Below are 4274 nucleotides of genomic sequence, written 5' to 3'. Positions count from 1 at the left end.
CCGCCGGCAGCTCAAAACGAATGTTGGTTGTGGGATTGAATGGATTAGGATAATTCTGCTGCAACGCGAATTTTTCCGGCAGCGCTTCGGTGGCGCTCAGCGCATTGCCGCCTTTGGCCAACGCGCCACCGGTCATTCCCCGGAACTCGATCTCATCGATGTAAACGTCATCATTGTTGTCGCTCGCGTCGCACATAAACCGCAGCTTGGCGTTGGTCGGAAAATTGTACGTCGCACTGGAGATCGTGACAACCTGGTGATAAAAGGTGTTGTTTGCGATGCTGCCCGCCCGCGCAAAGGTTGCGACCGTTCGCCAGGTCGTGCCGTCGAAGAACTGCACCCAGAAATCCTCATTCGTTTCCATGCTCACCATCTTGAACCAGAAATCGACTTCCAGCGTGGTGTAGCCGGTCACGTTGTAGCTTGCGGTGTGATAGAATGACGAAGCCGTGCCACTATTATCTTGAATGTCAGCCGCGGCAACGCCTTGATGCGCATTCGTTGCGCCGCCGGTATAACGCGACATGTCCGCGCCGCCGTCGGTGTAGCTGCCCATGCCACTCTCGAAGTTATCAAAAGTGATAACCTGCCAGAGGCTCACCGGCGTTTGGAAAGTATAATCGTCCGATGTCGTGGTATTGCCCATCGGATCAGTCGACAAGACGCGATAATGATAAAGCGTGTTGGCTGTGAGGCTATTCAGCGCAACGCCATGACTGGTAACGTAGGTCGCATTCTCGGCCGTATCGCCGGCCCGACTGCCATAGCCGGTGGTCAAGCCATATTCGACCACGGAATTGGAAGTTTCATCAGTGTCCCAGGTGATGAGTGCGCCGCTGCTTGTAACGTTGGTGGCTTGCACGTTCGCAATGATCGGCGGCGTGAGGTCACTCACACCCGCAGCCAAAACCAGATTGGGATAAACATTCTCATCGGCCAGCGGAATGATGCGAGCTTGGGTCGGCCAGAATCCATCGGTGCTCGTGCCGACTTCCGTGGTAAAGCCAAACACCTTGCCTTTCTGGATCTGCTCACCGTACAACCAATCATTCGCTTCGCCGTTGACCAAATACCCGACGGTTTGATTGGCAGTGCCGTCGAGATAGTTGTTGAATTGGGTCATGTCCTGGCCCCAGGCGACATACGATGAATGATCAGGCGTATAGAAATTTCCAATGAAACCCCAGGGAAAGATCAAAAGGTTGCCGTGCGCATGAAAATTGTTTGCCATGCGAAATTGGCGGCTGAGGGCAAAATCGCGCATCACCTGCGTCTCGGGTTCCGAAAACGGCGCGGCGCCGCGATAGGTGGTACTCGAGGGCGTCGGGCTGGAGCCGCTGTTGTCATAGCCCCAGCGATAGCCGTAATTACGGTTCAAATCCACGCCGTATGAGCTGCCGTTGTTGCGCCGGTTCTTGCGCCACATGCCGCCGCCGCTCGGATTCGTCTGCTGGTTGTAAACGTAGCCGTCGGGATTCACCACCGGCACGAAATACAGCTCGCGGTTGTCGACGAGATTCGTCACCGTGGGATCGCTGCCGTAATTTTCCAGCATATACCACATGAAATAAATCACCGTGGCCATGCTTTGCGGCTCGCGCGCGTGATGCAGCGCGGTATACAAAATCTCCTGTTCCTCTTCATCCGTATCCGGATTGTCGGAAATTTTCACCATCCAAAGATCGCGGCTCTCGATCGACAAGCCGAGAGATTGCCGCACCGAAATGAGATTCGGATACAGCGCGCGCATGTCATCCAGCTCGGCAACCACTTCCGCGAACGTCAGGTAACCACCCATGCTGCCGTAATGAAAATTGCTGGGGGTGGTGTAAAGCGTGCTCGTCTGCGCTTTCAGCGCGTTCAACTCTGCGCCGCTCATCTTCGGGCGTTGGCGATACGCCGCTTCCAAATCGTCAACCAGAACCTCGTGACGCCGGCCCGTTTTTTTCAAAATCGCCAATTCCTCGTTATCGAGCACGGCGTCGAAATACGTGCCGCGATAATCGATATGATCCAAAATGAGCCCGGCTTGGGCCAGCGCGAGAATGTCACTGCGATCGGTGATATAAACGCGCACCTGGCTGTGTTTCAGCGACCGTTCTTGCGCCGGCAGAGCGGATAAATTTTGCGCCTGCACCGTTGTGAAAGCGATGAGGGCGCAGCTCAACCCAACGAGCCACATTAGAATTGGCACGTAACGAGGGGAAACTTTAACGTAACGCATAGACACTCCTCCTGCTTGGTTAATTGGTTGTATGGTTAAAACGTGAACGCGTAAAACGTAAAGCGTGAATTTTAAGAATCACAAAACACGTATTGTGTTTTACATTTTATTTTATCTCAGCAGATTCATCTTTCTCGCCTGCTGGAATGAATCCGCCTGCAACTGATACAGATACACGCCGCTGGCGACCGCATTGCCGTTGTTGTCGCGGCCATTCCAAGTTACGAAATGCACACCGGTCTCGTACTGGCCCATCACCAGCGTACGAACTTCCTGGCCGATGGTGTTGAAAATTTTCACCGTCACCTGTCCCGCTTCGGGAAGCGCAAAGCGAATCTCGGTTTGGGGGTTGCCGAAGGTGCCCCGACCGAGCGGGGCGAACGGGTTGGGATAGTTTTGTTCGAGTGAATAGTATGCTGGGATGGCGTGCGAAGGATCATTGCCATCGCCGGTGCCATTGATCGTCCAACTGGTGGAATCGCTCAGAAGCTGGAGGGGATCGTTCCGCACCAGCGCCGTGTTGTCGAAAACTTTGACTTTAATCTGGTGCGCGCCCTCTCCCAGTTCTTCAGCGAATACACGAAACTCCGGCGAAGTGGCGTTGCTCACCGGTACGCCATCGATGAACCATTGGATGCCGAGCTCCTGCGTCGCCGGCTGCATGGGCACGACACTAAACGACGCTGAATCTCCGGCGTTAAGCGCGATGGCCTTTGCTGGTGGAGAAAACGATTCAATCGGGCTGATCACAGCATACTGTGACTTGATCAGCGTTTCCGTGCACACTTCACAAAAAGCCACGCCGTACGTGCGCATCTTGCAATTAAGCTTGGGGCGAAACCAGCCTGTCGCGTGATAATGCGCGCCTTCAAAGAGTCCGATCGCCGCAGCATATTGCGACGCAACTGGCGGCGTTGGGATTTGCGTGCTCACCGAAATCCACGACCGCCACTTGATGAAATCCCGGCGTGTCTCGCGGGTGGTGTTCGGCTCTTCGACCTCGGGATAGCCGGGGAAGGGCGTCGAATATTCATCACCGAGGCCGGCAAAAGAATGGCCAAGCTCATGGACGACGATTTCCGGGCCGCCGGGGTTGATCGAAGTAATGGCCGGTACACCGCCGGAGCCGCCAAATTGCGGGTCGTTGACGATCAGAATCACAATGTCGTACTCCGGCATCAGCAGTTGCAGCAAGGAATCGACTCTGCCCCTGCCCTTGGCGTAATTCTCGTCGCGATCATTAGGCGGGATGGTGAGCAGTTTTGGGATGTCAAAGCTGTCGAACGAGCTGTTGAAAAAAGTATCGCGAAAAACGCCGCTCGCCGGGTGATCCGAACCGGACTCGTTCGAGGCCACCGCAATCGCAAAGGCGTTGAAGTAACTGCTATATTCTTTGAAGGGCGGCGTATTCAGCAGCTTGTTCAACATCGTGGTCGCATCGCTCACGAATGCCGGCAATTGCTGGCTGGTATAGCCCTCGGAAAGCATGACGAGGTTGAGGCGGCTGCCGGTCGCGCCATTCTGCAAAATCTGTTGGATCGTGGCTTGCGCGTGCAACTGCGCGGACGACAAAACGAGAAGAAAAGCGGCGGCCCCGATCTTTCTCCCTATCTTTGCAATGCAGATAGGCCGAAACCAAAAAGAAAATCCCCAACGGATAGAAACAACCCAGCGGATGAAAAGAAACATTCTATCGGTTGGGTTGTTTCCATCCGTTGGAAGAATTCTTTGCTTTTTTTGCAACGAATGAACCTCTGAAAGATTAAGGAGAGTTGCAGCGATAATTTTCTTCATTACGGCTCACCTCCCGGCCACACCAAAGGAATACTACCGATGAGTTGGCGCACAACTTTTGGCCGGCTTTGATCAGGCGCAGCCGGCGCCATGCGATAAAGCTCGAGGCGGCGCATTTCCGGTTTGAACGGAATCCGCAAGGTGAATTCGGCCACGTTCAGTTCGACATGTACGCTTTTCAACTGGCCGGGATGATCCGGATCTTCATACTCGAAACGCTGTTGCGACGGATCACCGGTCGCGCCCTGCCAGAGCG

At 54.5% G+C, this 4274-nt stretch carries 2 protein-coding genes; both read right to left on the bottom strand.

The window, feature by feature from the left end; translation table 11 throughout:
* On the bottom strand, positions 1–2224 hold a 2224-nt coding region (locus FBQ85_27240), incomplete at its 3' end, for a hypothetical protein (GenBank protein ID MDL1878827.1).
* Between the two features lie 111 nt (positions 2225–2335).
* Positions 2336–4018 carry a T9SS type A sorting domain-containing protein gene (locus FBQ85_27235; protein MDL1878826.1) on the bottom strand — a complete coding sequence of 561 codons (1683 nt, stop codon included), beginning with the start codon at positions 4016–4018 and terminating at the stop codon, positions 2336–2338.
* Positions 4019–4274 lie beyond the last annotated feature (256 nt).

It is taken from the genome of Cytophagia bacterium CHB2, from assembly GCA_030263535.1.
In the GTDB taxonomy this organism is placed as follows: Bacteria; Zhuqueibacterota; Zhuqueibacteria; order Zhuqueibacterales; family Zhuqueibacteraceae; genus Coneutiohabitans.
The sequence above is the reverse complement of the archived record's forward strand: the minus strand, read 5'-3'. Positions and strand labels throughout refer to the sequence as shown.

What these genes read in the sequence shown, in the direction of transcription:
- FBQ85_27235 (MDL1878826.1), bottom strand. Translation starts at nt 4,018, where the DNA reads ATGAAGAAAATTATCGCTGCAACTCTCCTTAATCTTTCAGAGGTTCAT.